Annotated in this window: 17 protein-coding genes; 12 read left to right on the top strand and 5 right to left on the bottom strand. The window is 76.6% G+C overall.

All coding sequences use genetic code 11. The annotated features are described in order from the left end of the window. The first annotated feature begins 2 nt into the window (after positions 1–2). Positions 3–1685 carry a glucose-6-phosphate isomerase gene (gene pgi, locus Cph01nite_RS00215; RefSeq protein WP_203670352.1) on the top strand — a complete coding sequence of 561 codons (1683 nt, stop codon included), beginning with the start codon at positions 3–5 and terminating at the stop codon, positions 1683–1685. A 94-nt stretch (positions 1686–1779) separates the two neighbouring features. After that, positions 1780–2154, top strand: coding sequence for an RNA-binding S4 domain-containing protein (locus Cph01nite_RS00210; RefSeq protein ID WP_203670351.1), 375 nt, complete (start codon positions 1780–1782; stop codon positions 2152–2154). 23 nt (positions 2155–2177) lie between these two features. On the opposite strand, the gene Cph01nite_RS00205 is transcribed toward Cph01nite_RS00210, so the two are convergent. Continuing rightward, positions 2178–2531, bottom strand: coding sequence for an STAS domain-containing protein (locus tag Cph01nite_RS00205; RefSeq protein WP_203670350.1), 354 nt, complete (start codon positions 2529–2531; stop codon positions 2178–2180). 111 nt (positions 2532–2642) lie between these two features. Between Cph01nite_RS00205 and Cph01nite_RS00200 the strand changes: the two genes are divergently transcribed. The 7 genes from Cph01nite_RS00200 (at position 2643) to Cph01nite_RS00170 (ending at position 8488) form a co-directional block, all read left to right on the top strand. Then, a complete protein-coding gene (locus Cph01nite_RS00200; RefSeq protein WP_239068930.1) occupies positions 2643–3569 on the top strand; it encodes a DNA-3-methyladenine glycosylase family protein in 927 nt (308 codons plus the stop codon). A gap of 115 nt (positions 3570–3684) precedes the next feature. After that, a complete protein-coding gene (locus tag Cph01nite_RS00195; protein WP_203670348.1) occupies positions 3685–3924 on the top strand; it encodes a hypothetical protein in 240 nt (79 codons plus the stop codon). Continuing rightward, positions 3921–4667 carry a histidine phosphatase family protein gene (locus Cph01nite_RS00190; protein ID WP_203670347.1) on the top strand — a complete coding sequence of 249 codons (747 nt, stop codon included), beginning with the start codon at positions 3921–3923 and terminating at the stop codon, positions 4665–4667. The genes Cph01nite_RS00195 and Cph01nite_RS00190 overlap by 4 nt, the downstream gene beginning before the upstream one ends. Continuing rightward, a complete protein-coding gene (locus Cph01nite_RS00185; protein WP_203670346.1) occupies positions 4660–5544 on the top strand; it encodes an NAD(P)H-hydrate dehydratase in 885 nt (294 codons plus the stop codon). The genes Cph01nite_RS00190 and Cph01nite_RS00185 overlap by 8 nt, the downstream gene beginning before the upstream one ends. A gap of 48 nt (positions 5545–5592) precedes the next feature. Next, positions 5593–6045, top strand: a complete 453-nt coding sequence (locus Cph01nite_RS00180; RefSeq protein WP_203670637.1) for an S-ribosylhomocysteine lyase — start codon at positions 5593–5595, stop codon at positions 6043–6045. Then, positions 6042–6776, top strand: coding sequence for a 5'-methylthioadenosine/S-adenosylhomocysteine nucleosidase (mtnN, locus tag Cph01nite_RS00175; protein WP_203670345.1), 735 nt, complete (start codon positions 6042–6044; stop codon positions 6774–6776). Before Cph01nite_RS00180 ends, mtnN begins: the two co-directional genes overlap by 4 nt. A 212-nt stretch (positions 6777–6988) precedes the next feature. After that, on the top strand, positions 6989–8488 hold the full coding sequence (locus Cph01nite_RS00170) for an MDR family MFS transporter (protein ID WP_373307523.1): 1500 nt from the start codon (positions 6989–6991) through the stop codon (positions 8486–8488). Positions 8489–8495: 7 nt separating this feature from the next. Here Cph01nite_RS00170 and Cph01nite_RS00165 read toward each other — a convergent pair whose 3' ends face one another. The 4 genes from Cph01nite_RS00165 to Cph01nite_RS00150 form a co-directional block, all read right to left on the bottom strand. Beyond that, complete coding sequence (locus Cph01nite_RS00165) at positions 8496–9200, bottom strand: esterase/lipase family protein (RefSeq protein ID WP_203670344.1); 705 nt, start codon at positions 9198–9200, stop codon at positions 8496–8498. A gap of 53 nt (positions 9201–9253) precedes the next feature. Continuing rightward, complete coding sequence (locus Cph01nite_RS00160; protein WP_203670343.1) at positions 9254–10057, bottom strand: alpha/beta fold hydrolase; 804 nt, start codon at positions 10055–10057, stop codon at positions 9254–9256. Positions 10058–10167: 110 nt separating this feature from the next. Beyond that, complete coding sequence (locus tag Cph01nite_RS00155; protein WP_239068929.1) at positions 10168–11499, bottom strand: HAMP domain-containing sensor histidine kinase; 1332 nt, start codon at positions 11497–11499, stop codon at positions 10168–10170. A 77-nt stretch (positions 11500–11576) separates the two neighbouring features. Then, a complete protein-coding gene (locus Cph01nite_RS00150) occupies positions 11577–12233 on the bottom strand; it encodes a response regulator transcription factor (RefSeq protein ID WP_203670341.1) in 657 nt (218 codons plus the stop codon). A 94-nt stretch (positions 12234–12327) separates the two neighbouring features. Here Cph01nite_RS00150 and Cph01nite_RS00145 point away from each other — a divergent pair, with 94 nt between their 5' ends. The 3 genes from Cph01nite_RS00145 (at position 12328) to Cph01nite_RS00135 (ending at position 15492) form a co-directional block, all read left to right on the top strand. Next, positions 12328–13590: a LolA family protein gene (locus Cph01nite_RS00145; RefSeq protein ID WP_203670340.1), complete on the top strand. Its 1263-nt coding sequence runs from the start codon at positions 12328–12330 to the stop codon at positions 13588–13590. 71 nt (positions 13591–13661) lie between these two features. Continuing rightward, positions 13662–14651: an ABC transporter ATP-binding protein gene (locus Cph01nite_RS00140; protein ID WP_239068928.1), complete on the top strand. Its 990-nt coding sequence runs from the start codon at positions 13662–13664 to the stop codon at positions 14649–14651. Beyond that, positions 14638–15492, top strand: a complete 855-nt coding sequence (locus Cph01nite_RS00135) for an ABC transporter permease (protein ID WP_203670338.1) — start codon at positions 14638–14640, stop codon at positions 15490–15492. Before Cph01nite_RS00140 ends, Cph01nite_RS00135 begins: the two co-directional genes overlap by 14 nt. Position 15493: the final 1 nt, after the last annotated feature.

The following is a 15493-nucleotide window of genomic DNA, read 5'->3' as shown; positions in this document are numbered from 1 at the left end:
ACGTGCCCACGCCGCCCATCGACCCGACGACCACGAGCGCCTGGCAGGCGCTCACGGAGCACGAGAGCGGGCTGCGCCCCGACCTGCGCGGCTGGTTCGCCGACGACCCCGGCCGCGCGCAGCGGCTGACCCTGCAGGTCGCCGACCTCACGGTCGACCTGTCGAAGAACCTCGTCACCGACGAGACGATCGCGCTGCTGGCCCGCCTGGCCGACGAGGTGCGGCTCACCGACCGGTTCGAGGCGATGCTGACCGGCGAGCACATCAACGTCACCGAGGACCGCGCCGTCCTGCACACCGCGCTGCGGCGCCCCGCCGACGCCGAGCCGCCGCTGGTCGTCGACGGCCAGCAGGTCGACGACGACGTGCAGGCCGTGCTGGGCGAGGTCTTCGCGTTCGCGGAGCAGGTGCGCTCGGGCGAGTGGACGGGCGTGACGGGCGAGGCGGTGCGCACGGTCGTCAACATCGGCATCGGGGGCTCCGACCTGGGGCCCGTCATGGTCTACGAGGCCCTCGAGCCGTACGTGGCCGACGACCTGGAGGTGCGGTTCGTCTCGAACATCGACCCGACCGACCTCGCGCAGAAGACGGCCGACCTGGACCCGACGACCACCCTGTTCATCGTCGCCTCCAAGACCTTCACCACGCTGGAGACCCTCACCAACGCGCGCCTCGCGCGGCAGTGGCTCTGGGACTCCCTGGTCGCCGGCGGGCACATCGCCGACACCGACGAGGCGCGCACCGGCGCGGTCGCCCAGCACTTCGTCGCCGTCTCGACGGCGCTGGACAAGGTCGCCGACTTCGGCATCGACCCCGCCAACGCGTTCGGGTTCTGGGACTGGGTCGGCGGGCGCTACTCGGTGGACTCGGCCATCGGCACCTCCCTGGCGATCGCGATCGGCCCCGACGCGTTCGGCGACCTGCTCGCGGGCTTCCACGCCGTCGACGAGCACGCGCGCACGACGCCCGTCGCGCAGAACGTGCCGTTCCTCATGGGCCTGCTCAACGTCTGGTACGTCAACTTCCTCGGGGCGCACACGCACGCCGTGCTGCCCTACGCCCAGCAGCTGCACCGCTTCCCCGCGTACCTGCAGCAGCTGACGATGGAGTCCAACGGCAAGTCCGTGCGGTGGGACGGCACGCCGGTCACGACGCAGACGGGCGAGGTGTTCTGGGGCGAGCCGGGCACCAACGGACAGCACGCGTTCTACCAGCTCATCCACCAGGGCACGCGGCTGATCCCGGCCGACTTCATCGCCGTGGCCAACCCCGCGTACCCGCTGCGCGACGGCGACACCGACGTGCACGCGCTGTTCCTCGCCAACTTCTTCGCCCAGACCAAGGCGCTCGCGTTCGGCAAGACCGCCGACGAGGTCCGCGCCGAGGGCACGGCCGAGGAGATCGTCGCGGCACGGGTGTTCTCCGGCAACCGCCCGACGACCTCGATCCTCGCGCCCGCGCTCACGCCGTCGGTCGTCGGGCAGCTCATCGCGCTCTACGAGCACATCACGTTCGCCCAGGGCGTCGTGTGGGGCATCGACTCGTTCGACCAGTGGGGCGTCGAGCTGGGCAAGAAGCTCGCGCTCGAGGTGACGCCCGCGGTGACCGGGGACGCGGACGCGCTCGCCGCGCAGGACCCGTCGACCCGCGCGCTGATCGAGCGCTACCTGGAGCTGCGCGACTGACCGCCCGTCGGGCGCCGCCCCGGCCCGCGGCGCCCGGCGTGGCAGGCTGGCGTCCGGGCCCGCCGGCGGGCCCGGACGGACGGGAGGTGGCGCGGTGGCCGAGCCGCAGGGACGCGTGCGCGTCGACGCCTGGACGTGGGCGGTCCGCCTGTTCCCGACCCGGTCGGCCGCCGGTGCGGCGTGCCGGGCCGGGCACGTGCGGGTCAACGGGGACCGTGCCAAGCCCGCCACCCAGGTGGTCCCCGGCGACGAGGTGCAGGTCCGCGGGGGTGCCCGCGAGCGGCTGGTCGTCGTGCAGCGGCTGCTCGTCAAGCGGGTGTCGGCCGAGGTCGCGCAGGCCTCCTACCTCGACCGGTCCCCCGTCCCGCCGCCGCGCACGCAGGTCGCGGTCGCCGCGCAGCGCGACCGCGGGGCGGGCCGGCCCACCAAGCGCGACCGCCGCGCGATCGAGCGGCTGCGCGGGCACTGAACCCGGCGACACGCGGCCGCGCGTCAGCGCGCGCCGCGCTCGCCGTCGATCGTCGCCATCCACTCCCGCACGCCCGTGTGCTCGAGCAGCTCCTCGACGCGCGGGCTCACCGCCACCAGCCGCAGCGGCAGGCCCCGCTCGGCGACGTCCCGGGCGAGCCGCACCAGCACGGACATCCCCGTGGAGTCCAGGAACGTGACGGCACCTGCGTCGACCTCCACGGCCGACAGCCCGGCGTCGTCGAGCGCCGGCCACAGCGCCGGCGCGTCGCGCTCCCGGACGACCAGGTCGACGGCGCCGCCCAGGACGACCCGCAGCACCGGGCCGTCGCGGCGCACGTCGAGGCGACCTCCGGCGGCACCTCCTCGCGCGTCCATCGGCCGACAGTGTGCCGCGTGGTGCGCGGCCCGGCACCTCGCGCCCACGTCGCGGGCACCTGAGGGTCGGGCCGGCGCCGCGCGGTCGGTGGCCGGGTGCATCCTGGAGCGGTGACCACCACCGGCCCGGGCCCGACGGGTGACGCGCACGTCGTCGTCGCGTGCCCGCCGGGGCTGGACCTGCGCCGGACGCTGGGACGCCTGCGCCGCGGCGCCGGCGACCCGACGTGGTCGGGGGACGGCGCGGACGTCTGGCACGCGACGCGCCGGGGCGAGGACCCGGCCACGCTGCGGCTGCGACCGGTGCCCGGCGGCGTCCGCGTCGACGCGTGGGGGGCGGCCGCGGCCCGCGCCCTGGACGACGCACCGGCGCTGCTCGGCCTGCTCGACGACGCGACCGGCTTCGCCGCGCACCTGCACCCCGTCGTGGCACGCGCCCACCGCACGCACGGCGGCGTGCGCCTGGCGCGCGGCGGTGACGTCTGGTCGGCCGTCGTCACCGCGGTCCTGGAGCAGCGGGTGGTCGGGGTCGACGCGAAGGCGTCGTGGCGCCGGCTCGTCCTGCGGCACGGGGCACCGGCACCCGGGCCCGCGCCCGGCGGGCTGCACGTCGCGCCCCCGCCGCGGGTGTGGTGGGAGCTGCCCGTGTGGCAGTGGCGCGCGGCGGGGGTGGACGCGCAGCGCTCCGACACCGTGCGCCGCGCCGCCACGGTCGCCCACGCCCTGCGGGACGACCTGGCGCCCGCGGAGCTCGCACGCCGGCTGCTCACCGTGCGCGGCATCGGGCCGTGGACGGTGGCCGAGGTCACGTCCCGTGCGCTGGGCGACCCGGACGCCGTGCAGGTGGGCGACGCGCACCTCCCCCACCTCGTGGGCTGGGCGCTGACCGGGCGGCGCGCCGACGACGCGGGCATGCTCCGGCTCCTCGCCCCCTGGCAGGGGCACCGCCAGCGGGTGATCGTGCTGCTCGAGCTCGCCCACCGCGGGCAGCTGCCGGCCTACGGACCGCGAGGACGTCGCGCGCTGCCCCTGCGCTGACGCCGTGCGCCGGCGCGCCCCGCCCGCCGCGGCGTCCGGGCAGCGAGGCGGACGTGCCCCCGCCGCGCCGTGCGGCGATACTGGTCGCAGCCCCGTCCGACCCAGGAGGAGACCCATGCCGCACGACGACACCGCACCCACGACCGACGCCGCGCCGGAGGCCCCGTCGCGCGCCGCGACGGGCCTGCTGTGCCTCCTGCTGTTCCTCGGGTCGTTCGTGCTGCTGACCCTCGGCTTCGACGCCAACGGCTCGACGGGGCCGTGGCTCGTCACGGGCGGGATCCTCGCGTTCGGGCTGGCCTTCGCGATCCCCACGACGATCCTGCCGGCGCTCGAGGAGCGCGACCGCCGGTGACCGCGTCGGCCACCGCACCCACGAGCCTGGTGCTCGTCCGGCACGGCGAGAGCGTCGGCAACGTCGCCGCGACCCGCGCGGAGCGCGAGGGCGCGCTGGTCGTCGACGTGGCCACGCGGGACGCCGACACCCCGCTCTCGGAGCGCGGCCGCGAGCAGGCCGCCGCGCTCGGGGCCTGGCTGGCGGCGCTGCCGCCCGACGAGCGTCCCGAGGTCGTGTGGTGCTCCCCCTACGTGCGGACCCTCGAGACCGCCCGCATCGCCCTCGACGCGGCCGGCACCGACCTGCCGCTGCGGCAGGACGAGCGTCTGCGGGACCGCGAGCTGGGGATCCTGGACCGCCTGACGTGGCGGGGCGTGCTGGACCGGTACCCCGAGGAGGCCGAGCGGCGCCGCCACCTCGGCAAGATGTACCACCGGCCGCCGGGCGGCGAGTCGTGGGCCGACGTGGCCCTGCGCCTGCGCGCCGCCCTGGGCGACCTGCAGCGGCGCGACGCGGGGCGGCGGGTGCTCGTCGTCGTCCACGACGCGGTGGTCATGCTGCTGCGGTACGTCCTCGAGGAGCTGACCGAGGACGAGATCATGACCGTGGCCCGCGAGCAGAGCGTGCGCAACGTCTCGGTCACGCGCCTGGACCGGGTGCAGGACGGCTGGCGGCTCGTCGTCTTCGACGACGTCTCCCACCTCGCGGCCCTCGACGCCGCGATCACCGAGCACGAGGGGACGGCGGACACCGGTGGCTGAGCACGTCCTGACCCCCGCGCTGCTGCGCGAGCACCCCCTGCCCGAGCCGACCGGCGGCAAGGACGCGCGCGGCGGCGTCCTCGTGCTCGGCGGGGCGCGCGCCACCCCGGGCGGGGTGCTGCTGGCCGGGCTGGCGGCGCTGCGCGTCGGTGCCGGACGGCTGACGCTCGGCGTCGCGGCGTCGGTGGCCGGGCCCCTGGCCGTCGCGGTGCCCGAGGCCGGGGTCCTCGCGCTGCCGGAGGGCGACGACGGCGCGGTGGACGGGCCGGGTGACGCCCTGGCCGACGAGCTCGAGCGCGCGGACGTCGTGGTCGTCGGGCCGGGACTCGACGCGCCCGCCGGGACGCTGGCGCTGCTGCGGGCCGTCGTCGCCGGGACCCCGACGACCACCCGGCTGGTGCTCGACGCGTTCGCGCTGGGCGTGCTGCGCGACGCGCCCGACGTGCGGGCCGCGCTGCCGGGCCGTGCGGTGCTCACCCCGAACACGACCGAGGCCGCGCGCCTGCTGGACGACGACCTCGACGGCGCGCCCGAGGGGCACGACGACGCCGAGCAGCCGGTGGCCGCCCGGATCGCCGACGCGTTCGGGGTCGTGGTGGCGTGCTCGGGCGTCGTCGCGGAGCCCCACGGGCAGCGCTGGCGGTCGTCGACCGGCTACTCCGGGCTCGGCACGTCCGGCAGCGGTGACGTCCTGGCCGGTGCCGTGGCCGGGCTGCTGGCCCGGGGGGCGACGCCCGCGCAGGCCGCGTGCTTCGGTGTCGCCGCCCACGGCGGTGCGGGCGACCGGCTCGCCGCCGCGGTGGGACCGCACGGGTACCTGGCCCGCGAGCTGCTGGACCAGCTGCCGCGCGTGCTCGTCGAGCTGCGGGCGCACTGACGGCTGCCCGCTCCGATGCCGCACACTGGTCCCGTGGACACACCGCGCATGAACGTCGAGTCGTTCAACCTGGACCACCGCACCGTCGTCGCGCCGTACATCCGGCTCGCGGACCTCAAGGAGCTCCCCCACGGGGACGTCCTGTCGAAGTTCGACGTGAGGTTCACGCAGCCGAACGTGGCGCACCTCGAGATGGACGCCGTGCACTCGCTGGAGCACCTGTTCGCCGAGCACTCGCGCAACCACTCCGGGCGCGTCCTCGACTTCTCGCCCATGGGCTGCCAGACGGGCTTCTACCTCATGCTCGAGGGCCGCTGGACGTCCGCGGAGGTGGAGGACCTGGTGGCCGCGACGCTCACCGACATCCTCGGTGCGGCCGAGGTGCCCGCGGCCAACGAGGTGCAGTGCGGCTGGGGCGCGCACCACACGCTCGTCGGCGCGCAGGACGTCGCCCGCACCTTCCTCGACGCGCGCGACGAGTGGAGCACGGTGACCGCGTGAGCGCCGAGCTCTCCGCCGCGCCCGGAGCGCGCGTCGACGCCGTGGTCGTCACCGCGATGGGTGTCGAGGCGTCGCCGTTCCTCGACCGCGCGTCGCGCGTCGGTGACGAGGTCGAGCTCGTCGGCGCACGCCGCCGCGTCCTCGACCTGGGTGGCCCGCGCGTCCTGCTGGTGACCTGCGGCATCGGCCTCGTCAACGCCGCGTCGGCCGCGACCCTCGCGCTGCACGGGTCGGGCGCGCGGGCGGTGCTCAGCGCCGGGTCCGCGGGCGGCATGGGTCTCGACGTGCGCGTGGGCGACGTCGTGGTCGGTGCCACGACCGTCTACGGTGCCGCCGACGCGCGGGTGTTCGGCTACGCGCTCGGCCAGGTGCCCGGCATGCCGGCGCGCTTCGACGCCGACCCGGCCCTGCTCGCCGCGGCGGCCGACGTCGACGCGGGCCCGCTGACGGTCCGGACGGGCACGATCCTGTCGAGCGACGTGTTCGTCGACGCGGAGCGGGTCGTCGCCCTGCGCGAGGCGTTCCCCGACGCGCTGGCGTGCGACATGGAGTCGACGGCGCTGGCCCACACCGCGCACCTGGCCGGGCTGCCGTTCCTGTCGGTGCGCGGCATCTCCGACCTGTGCGGGCCGATCGCGGGCGTGGACTTCAGCGCGCACGTCGACGACGCCGCCGAGCGCTCGGCGACGGTGGTGCTGGGACTGCTCGACGCGGTGCTCGCGACCGTCTGACCTCGCGCGGCCGCCGGCACCGGCCACGACGGGTGCGGGTAGGGCGATGAGTCCGGGCACGTCGCCTGGTCGGTACGGGTGGCCGGAATGACGTCGACCTGCACGCGGTTGGCGTCGGAGACTTCCTCGTGGGCGCGAGCCGACCACCCTCCCGTCGGGTGCGGCCCGACCGCGCCCCCGCCCCTCGTGGGCCCGACAGCGACAGGCGACCCGTGACCGAACCGACTGCCCCGACCACGATCGTCGACGACGCCACCGTCGTCGCCGGCGAGCACCGCACCGCGACCTCGATGACGGCACGCGACCGGCTCGCCGTCACGCTGCTGCTCGTCTCGACGTTCGTCGTCATCCTCAACGAGACGATCATGGGCGTCGCGCTGCCGCGCCTCATGGACGACCTGGCCATCACGGCGAGCACCGCCCAGTGGCTGACCACCGCGTTCCTGCTGACGATGGCCGTCGTCATCCCGGTCACCGGGTTCTTCCTGCAGCGCACCACGACGCGCGGCGCGTTCCTCACGGCCATGGGCCTGTTCTCGCTCGGCACGCTGGTGTGCGCGCTGTCGCCCGGCTTCGAGATGCTCCTCGCCGGGCGCGTCGTGCAGGCCACCGGCACCGCCGTGATGCTGCCGCTGCTCATGACGACCGTGATGACGGTGACCCCGCCCGCGTCCCGCGGACGCACCATGGGCAACATCTCGATCGTCATCTCGGTGGCGCCCGCGCTGGGACCGACGATCTCCGGGCTGATCCTGTCGGTGCTCGACTGGCGCTGGATGTTCGGGCTCGTCCTGCCCGTCGCCCTCGGTGCCCTCGCGCTGGGTGCCGTACGGCTGCCGAACGTCACCGAGACGCGCCGCGCGCGCGTCGACGTCGTCTCGGTGCTGCTGTCCGCCGTCGCGTTCGGCGGGCTCGTGTTCGGCATGTCCCGCATCGGCGAGGCCGTGAGCGGCGGGGTCGAGCCGGTGACGCTCGGTGCCCTGCTGCTCGGCGCGACCGGTCTCACGCTGTTCGTCGCCCGCCAGCTGCGGCTGCAGCGCACGGACGACGCCCTGCTGGACCTGCGCACGTTCCGCTCCCGCACGTTCGCGGTCGGCGTCGGGCTGATGGCCCTCATGATGATGTCGCTGTTCGGCGTCATCATCATGCTGCCGATCTACGCGCAGACGGTGCTCGGCGTCGACACGCTGCGCACGGGCCTCATGCTGCTGCCCGGCGGGCTGCTCATGGGCCTGCTCGCACCGGCCGTCGGCCGCGCCTACGACCGGGTCGGCCCGCGTCCGCTGCTGGTCCCCGGCACCGTGCTCGTCAGCCTCGCCGCGTGGGGCATGGCCCTGCTGCTGGGCGCCCAGACGTCGCCCTGGCTGCTGGTCGCGGCGCACCTGACGATGTCGGCCGGCCTGGCCCTGGTGTTCACGCCGCTGTTCACCTCGGCCCTCGGCTCCGTCGCCCCCGAGCGCTACTCGCACGGCAGCGCCGTGATCGGCACCGTCCAGCAGGTCGCCGGCGCCGCCGGGACGGCCGTGTTCGTCACCGTGCTGTCCGCCACCGCGGCCGGTCTCGCCGCGGACGGCGCGTCCGAGGTGGCCGCGACGGCCGGCGGCGTGCACGCGGCGTTCCTGGTCGGCGGGGTGCTCACGCTCCCGGCGATCCTCGCCGCGTTCGCGGTGCGCGCCGCCCCGGCCGGGGCCGCCGTGCCGGGCCACCACTGACACCACGTCAGAGAGCCGGGCGCTCCCGGCCGTCGGACGCGAGGTGCGCCACGGCGTCGAGGACCGCGGCGTGCAGCCGCGGGTCGTCCAGCAGCCGGAAGTGCCCGTCGAGGGGCAGCAGGACGTTGACCGCGCCGGGCAGCTCGCTGCCCCCGGGCACGTGCGGGTCGAACCGCGCGTAGAGGGACCAGATGCGGGCGTGCGAGGCCACCTCGCGCGCGAGCGCCACGACGTGCGGGTCGTGGGGTGCCAGCGCGCGCACGGACCGCACCGGGAACCACCGCGCGTACACCGACCCCGCGAACGGGGTGCTGACGGCGACGAGCCCGGCGACGCGCGGTCCGACGACCGGGTCGGCGAGCAGGAGCTTGCCGATCAGGCCGCCCTTGGAGTGCGCGACGAGCACGACGTCCCGCAGGTCGAGCTCGGTCAGCCGCTCGGCCGCGGACCGCGCGGACTCCTCGAGCCCGCGCCGGTTGAGCCCGAGCGCCGGCACGGTGTGCACCGGGTGACCGGCGGCGTGCAGCGCCCGCGCCAGCCCGCCCATGACCGGCCACGTCTCGTAGATGCCGGGCAGCAGCAGCACGGGCACCCGCTCGCCGGTCGCCAGCGAGTCCGGGCGCGGCGGACGCACCGTCGCCGCCAGCTGGGCGGCGGTGATCCATGCGTAGTCCCGCGCCCACGCGACCCCTTGCTGCAGCCGACGGCGCACGCGACCCGCCCGACCGCCCCCAGCACCGGCTGCCCCACCGGTCCCCCGCGCCGTCATCCCGCGACGTGCGCCAGCACCAGGTCGGCGACCTCACGGCCGTGCGTGTACATGGCGGCGTGCGCCGCTCCGGGCACCGTGGCGGCGCGTCCCCGCGGCGCCGTGGCAGCGAGCCCGGCCACCCACGCGGCCGGGGCGACGTGGTCGTGCTCGCCGCGCACCATCAGCAGCGGGGCCTCGACCGCCCGCACCCGTGCGGCCACGTCGTGACGCAGCATGCGGCGCAGCTCGGTGACGTACCAGCGGGGGCCGCACTCCAGCGTCCCGCGCACCAGGACCGCCCGGACGGCGGCGGACTCGGCCAGGCCGCTGCGGGCCAGCCGCAGCATCTGCCGCCCGGCCGTGGGCGCGCGCTCGTCGACGGTCGGTCCCACGAGGACCCCGTGGGAGGCGAGGTCGGGTGACGCTGCCAGCGCCTCGGCGACCACCTGCGCGCCCATCGAGTGCCCGACGAACGTCGCCCCCTGCACCCCGGCGCGCTCGGCCCAGCCCGTCACGACGCGCGCCAGGTCGGCGACCTCCAGGCCGCCGGACGGGCGCGGCACCCGGGCGAATCCCGGCAGGTCGACCAGGTGCACGGTGCCCACGCGGGCCAGGTGCGGGGCGAGGCGCTCGAAGGTGGCCGACGACGCCCCGAGCCCGTGCACGAGCACGAAGTCGCGGCGGTCCGCGAGCGGCACCTCGTCGACCACCGGGTCCTGGACGGTCCACGTCCGCAGGGCCACACCGTCGATCCGCCACCGCTGGGCCCCGACCACCGTGCCGCGCTCCGGGCGCGGCTCGCGGACGGTCAGCGCCATGCATCCTCCTGTCGCCCGGCCTCCGGGTCAGGAGCCGCCCCGGAATCGTTTCACGGGTCGGCGCCGCCCGCAGGCCCACGGCCGGGCGGCCACGGGCCGCGCGGCTGCCCTCACCGCCCCGGGAGCTCGAGGACCGCGCGCGTGCCGCCGCCCGGCGCCTGCTCGATCCGCACGTCCCCGCCGAGCTCGCGGGCGACCTCCCGCGCGATCGCCAGTCCGAGCCCCGCACCGCCGGCGTCGCGCTCGCGCGCCTCGTCCAGCCGCACGAACCGCTCGAACACCCGCTCCCGGTCGGCGGGAGGGATGCCGCGCCCGTCGTCGTCCACGACCACCCGCACGCCCCCCGCCCCGCCTCCCGTCCCGTCCGCGCGCACGTCCACGACGCCGCGCGCGTGCCGCACCGCGTTGGCCACCAGGTTGCGCACCACCCGGCCGACCGCCTCGGGGGTGCCGGACGCGGTCGCGGTGCCGTCGACGACGACGCGCACGTCGCGCGCCTCGGCCTCGGCGGCCACCGACGCCACCGCGTCGGCGACGACCCGGCCGAGGTCCACGGGCCCGGGCGTCACGGCGGCCGCACCGACGCGCGCGAGGACCAGCAGGTCGTCGACGAGCGTCTGCATGCGCGCGACCTGGGGGGCGAGGTCCGCCACCAGGTCCGCCACGGGGTACGCCGCCGGATGCGCCGCGGCGACCTCGACGGCGGCCCGGGCGGCCGCGACCGGCGAGCGCAGCTCGTGCGCGGCATCGGCGACGAACGTCCGCTGCCGCGCGGCGGCGACCTCGAGGCGGTCGAGCATGGCGTTGAGCGTGCGGGCCAGCGCGCCGAGCTCGTCGTCCGCGGCCGGCACGGGCAGCGAGCCGGGGCCGCCGGCGAGCGCGACGCGGTCCGCCGCGGCCCGCAGGTGCTCGACCGGCGCGAGAGCCCGGCCCAGCACGGTCCACATGACGAGGGCGAAGCCGGCCGTCAGCAGGGGCACGACCAGCAGGAGCGCCACGCGCAGGGCGTCCAGCACGCCCACGACGTCGGTCGCCGGCACGGTGCTCACCAGCGTCGCCGGGGTGCCGCGCCAGGTGACGTCACGGACGGCGGCGCGCGCCACCTGGTCGTAGGCGCTGGCGTCCGTGCCGAGCACGAGGACGTCGCGGCCCGCGCGCTCGCGCCACGCGGCGAGGGTGGCGGCGTCGACGACGGGCAGCGTGCGCGACGCGGTGGTCGACGTCGCGAGCACCCCGCCGTCCGCGTCGAGGAGCTGCGCGACCTCACCGGGCTGGGACACGGGCAGCGCGTCGGGCACGCGGTCGTCGGCGACGAGCGCGGCGAGGGTCGCCGAGCGCTCCCGCACCACGTCGTCGAGCGCCGCGGTGCGGGCCGTCCCGAGCGCGGCGGACAGCGCGACGGCCCCGGCCACCAGGACCGCGGCGACGGCGAGCGTCGCCACCAGCGTCAGGCGCGCCCGCAGGGACGGTGAGCGCCACGGGCGGCCCGGGCGAGGTGGCCGCGCGGGCGGGACGCCGCTCACACGGTCCCCACGCGGTACCCGGCGCCGCGCACCGTGACGACCGCGTCGCGCCCGAGCTTGCGCCGCAGGTACCCGACGTAGACCTCGACGACGTTCGGGTCCTCCCCGCCCGTGTCGAACACGTGGTCCAGCAGCTCGATCTTGCCGACGACCCGTCCGGCGTGCCGCAGCAGGTACTCCAGCAGGGCCGTCTCGCGCACGGTGAGCTCGACGACCCGCCCGTCGCGCGTCACCTCGCGCGACGCCGGGTCGAGCGTGAGCGCACCGGCGCGCAGCGCGGCCGGGCGGGGGGCGACCGGCCGCCGCACGAGCGCCCGCAGCCGCGCGACGAGCACCACGAACGAGAACGGCTTGGTGAGGTAGTCGTCCGCACCCACGTCGAGCCCGTCGGCGACGTCGTGCTCCCCGTCCTTGGCGGACAGCATGAGCACCGGCGTCCACACGTCCTGCGCGCGCAGCGCGGTCACGACGTCGTAGCCGTTGCGGCGCGGCAGCATGACGTCGACGACGAGCACGTCGTACTCGCCGTCGACGGCCATCGCCAGGCCCGTCTCCCCGTCGTGCGCGGCGTCGACCGCGAAGCCCTCGGCGGTCAGCCCGCGGCGCAGGGCGCGCACGAGCCCGACCTCGTCGTCGACCACGAGCACCCGCACCCCGGCAGCATCCCACCCGCCGCGGTGCGCAGGCGCCGGGCCGCACGGGCGGTCTCTCAGGGTCCGCTCAGCCGGGCCGGGGCACGGTAGGTCCATGGACACCACCCCCGTCTCGCCCACCAGGTCGCGGACCCGCGCCGCCTGGGCCGTCCCGGCAGCAGCCGTGGTCGCCGTCGCCGCGGCGTTCGCCGCTCCGCCGCTGCTCGCCTCGGCCGCCCCGGACGGGCTCCCGGAGGTCACGGCCGAGGAGCTGGTGGCACGCGTCCTGGAGGCCGAGCCGCAGGCGCTGTCCGGCACGGTCGTGCACACCGCGCGTCTCGGGCTGCCGGACCTGTCGATGACGCAGGTCGCGGGCGCCGACCCGGTGAGCCTGCTCGGCGGCTCGACGACGCTGCGGGTGTGGACGGACGGCGAGCAGCGCTCGCGCGTCTCGCTGCTCGGCACGGCGTCGGAGTACTCGGTCGTCGCGGACGGCACGCAGGCGTGGACGTACTCGTCGTCCGACGACGAGGTCGTGCACTACGCGATGTCCCCGCAGGACGCGGCGCGCGCGCAGGAGCTGAAGGCCACGGCGACGCCGCCCGCGGACCTCCCGACGCCCGACGAGCTGGGACGCCAGGCGCTGGACCGTGCCCAGGAGCACGCGACGGTCGGCGTCGACGCGGCCACGACGGTGGCCGGGCGCGACGCGTACCAGGTGGTCGTGACGCCGCGCAGCACCACCACGCTCGTGGGCCGCGTGGTCGTGGCCGTCGACGCGCAGACCTGGACGCCCCTGCGGGTGCAGGTGTGGAGCAGCGACGACGCGGCGACGCCCGCGCTCGAGCTCGGGTTCACCGACGTGACGTTCGCGGTCCCCGACGACGCCGTCCTGACCTTCTCCCCGCCCCCGGGTGCCGCCGTGCGGGAGGTCCTCGTGCCGCTGCCCGACGACGCGTCGCTCGCGCAGGCCGCTCCGGACGACCTGCCCACGTCGCTGCCGACCGACCCGTCCGAGGTCCCGCTGCCCGAGGGTGTCACCGTCACCGGCACCGGGTGGGACACGATCGTCCAGCTGTCCGGCGTCGACGCGGCCGCGCTGCTGGCGGGCGACCCCGCCGCGGTCGCGGACCTCCCCCGGGTCGACAAGCAGTTCGGGTCCGAGGGCGCGCAGGAGCTCTACGAGCAGTTCGCCCCCGAGGGCGACGGCCCGCCGATCGACCTCGACACGGCCGCGCTGTACGAGCAGCTGACGAGCCCCGTCGAGGGCGGTCGCGCCCTGTCCTCGACGCTGCTGTCGGTGCTCGTCCTCGACGACGGCCGGGTCCTGGTCGGCGCGGTGCCCGTGGACGCACTGCGCGCGGCGGCCCGGGCGTGACCACGGCGCCGGGGGCGACCGCCACGGCGGCCGCCCCCGCACCGGCGCCCGAGGTGGCGCAGGCTGGTCCCGTGAGCGACGACGCGATCCGCACCCACGGCCTGACCAAGCGGTTCCGCACGGGTCAGGTCGCGGTCGACGGCATCGACCTGGCGGTGCCGCGCGGCGCCGTCTACGGGTTCCTCGGCCCCAACGGCTCGGGCAAGACCACGACGATCCGCATGCTGCTGGGGCTGGTCGCACCCACCGCCGGGCAGGTGCACCTGCTGGGCGAGCCGATGCCGCAGGCGGCGTCCCGGGTGCTGCCGCGCGTGGGTGCGCTCGTCGAGGGACCGGCCTTCCAGCCGTACCTGTCGGGCCGTGCCAACCTCGCCCGGCTCGACGCGGTCGACGCGTCGGCCGACCCGCGGACCGCGCGTGCCCGCTCGGACGCGGCACTCGACCGCGTGGGGCTCGGCGCCGCCGCCGACAAGCGCTACCGGCAGTACTCCCTGGGCATGAAGCAGCGTCTCGGCCTGGCGGCGGCGCTGCTGCGCCCGCGCGACCTCCTGGTGCTCGACGAGCCGACCAACGGCCTGGACCCGCAGGGCACGCGCGAGGTCCGCCACCTGGTGCGCGAGCTCGCCGACGCGGGGACCACCGTTCTGGTGTCCTCGCACCTGCTCGCCGAGATCGAGCAGGTGTGCACCCACGTCGGGATCATGGGGGGCGGCCGGCTGCTGCTGCAGGGCCCGCGCGACCAGCTCACCGCGCGCCGCGGGTCACGCGTGGTCGTGCGCACGCCGCAGGCGGACGGCCCGGCGGCGCTGGCCGAGCTGCGGCGCCTGGGCCTCGCGGACGCCACTGCCGAGCCGGTGGCGGCGGACGGCACGGTGACGGTGTCGGCCGCCCTGGCCGACGACGTGGCCGGGGAACCCGCGAGCGCGCTGCCGGCGCCGCAGGACGTCGCCGGGGCGCTCGTGCGTGCCGGCGTCGGACTGCTCGCGTTCGACGTGCGCCGGCCCTCCCTCGAGCAGGTCTTCGTGGAGCTCACCGGGGAGGGCTTCGATGTCGCTCGCTGACACCGCGCCGGTCCACCACCGCGGCGCGACGGGGCGCCTCGTGCGGTCCGAGCTCGCGCTCGTCCTGGGGCGCCGGCGCAACGTCGTGCTCCTCGTCGGGCTGGCGATGGTGCCGCTGCTGCTGGGCGTCGTCCTCTACCTCGCGCAGGACGCCGGGCTGGCCGGGCAGGGTCCGCCGTTCGTGGCCCGCGTCACCGGCAACGGGCTGTTCCTCGTCGTGGCGTCCCTGTTCCTGTGCACCCCGTTCCTGCTGCCGCTGACCATTGGGATCGCCTCGGGCGACGCGATCGCCGGCGAGGCGTCGACCGGCACGCTGCGCTACCTGCTCGTCGTGCCCGTGGCGCGGGGTCGGCTGCTGGCCGTGAAGGCGCTCGGCGCGCTGGTGTTCGCCGGGGCCGCGGTGCTCGCGATCGCGGTGGTCGGGCTGGTGGCGGGCGCCGCGCTCTTCGGCGTCGGGGACCTCACGCTGCTGTCCGGCACGACCGTCCCGCTCGCCGACGGCGTCCTGCGCGTCGCCGGTGTCGTGGTGTACGTCGGGCTGTCGATGACGGGCCTGGTCGCCGTCGGGCTGTTCTTCTCGACGCTCACCGAGGTGCCGGTCGGGGCGATGGCGGCGACGGTCGTCGTGGCGGTCGTCTCGAGCGTCCTGGACCAGCTGCCCCAGGTCGCGGTGATCCACCCGGCGCTGCTGACGCACCACTGGTTCGACTTCGCGGAGATGCTGCGGGTCGTGCCGTCCGCCGACGTGCTCGCGCAGGGTCTGGCGGTGCAGGCCGGCTGGGTCGCGGTGTTCGGCGCCCTCGCGTGGGCCCGGTTCACGACGGCCGACGTCTCGTCCTGAG

Source organism: Cellulomonas phragmiteti (genome assembly GCF_016862775.1).
Lineage (GTDB): Bacteria > Actinomycetota > Actinomycetes > Actinomycetales > Cellulomonadaceae > Cellulomonas > Cellulomonas phragmiteti.
The sequence above is the reverse complement of the archived record's forward strand: the minus strand, read 5'-3'. Positions and strand labels throughout refer to the sequence as shown.